Genomic DNA, 1,192 nt, shown 5'->3' on the forward strand with positions numbered 1-1,192 from the left:
CGCGTCTATTCCTGCGCGTGCTGCGCGTCCAATAGTGATCGGCCGGCGGTGCGGCCAATGAACCACTACTTTTAACATTACTGCCCGCCAGCCGCCATGGCGGCACGCCGTATGGGAGGTTGGCCGGGTGCGACTTTCATATAGGTGCAATTTGAGCACGCATTTTCTTTTGTGACAAAGGCTTATGCTGTGTTTTTGCACAGGTGTGACAGCAAATGTAGCGGATGGTGCCTGCGATTTCATGAATGCGCAGGAAATTGCCTGATTTCCTGGCCTGTACCGGCCTCTTCGCCGGCTCGCCCGCTCCCACAGGTCCTGCGCAAGCCTGAAGACTGTGAGGTTCCTGTGGGAGCGGGCATGCCCGCGAAGAAGCCAAAGAGATTGACCCTGCTTTTCACCCGCGCCATGCTGCCCTCTCCCCTCCCCCACCGCACGAAAGACCATGCTCACCTGGCTGACTCGCGACTCGTTGACCTTCCCGCCCCTGGAAAAGGCCCTGCACGACCCCAACGGCCTGCTTGCCGCCGGCGGCGACCTGAGCCCCGAGCGCCTGGTACAGGCCTATCGCCACGGCTGCTTCCCTTGGTACCAGGACGGCCAGCCGATCCTTTGGTGGTCGCCCGACCCGCGCACCGTGCTGCTGCCGGACCAGCTGCACGTGTCGCGCTCGCTGGCCAAGCTGATCCGCCAGGGCCGCTACCAGGTCAGTTTCGACACCGACTTCCCGGCAGTGATCGCCGCCTGCGCCGCGCCACGCGACTATGCCGACGGCACCTGGATCACCGACACCATGCGCAACGCCTACTGCGAATTGCACCGCCGCGGTATCGCCCATTCTGTGGAAGTGCGCCAGGATGGCGAGCTGGTAGGTGGCCTGTACGGCCTTGCCATGGGCCAGCTGTTCTTCGGTGAGTCGATGTTCAGCCGCGCCGACAACGCCTCCAAGGTCGGCTTCGCAACCCTGGTCGAGCACCTGCGCCAGGCCGGGTTTGCCCTGATCGACTGCCAGATGCCGACCAACCACCTGCAAAGCCTGGGTGCGCAGGCCATCAGCCGCGCCGAATTCGCCGGCTACCTGGCCCGCTACCTCGACCAGCCCAACAGCGCCACCTGGGTTGTCTAGATGGGTTGCCTAGGCGAGTTCGCAGAGCTGGCTTACACTTAAAACAAAGTCACACCGAGGGGTTGATCA

The 1,192-nt window shown here is 63.0% G+C and carries 1 protein-coding gene; it reads left to right on the plus strand.

The window, feature by feature from the left end:
• Positions 1–442: 442 nt before the first annotated feature.
• Positions 443–1,123, plus strand: a complete 681-nt coding sequence (gene aat / locus HP546_RS30415) for a leucyl/phenylalanyl-tRNA--protein transferase (protein ID WP_172233637.1) — start codon at positions 443–445, stop codon at positions 1,121–1,123.
• Positions 1,124–1,192 lie beyond the last annotated feature (69 nt).

Source organism: Pseudomonas sp. CM25 (assembly GCF_013179705.1).
Taxonomy (GTDB): Bacteria; Pseudomonadota; Gammaproteobacteria; order Pseudomonadales; family Pseudomonadaceae; genus Aquipseudomonas.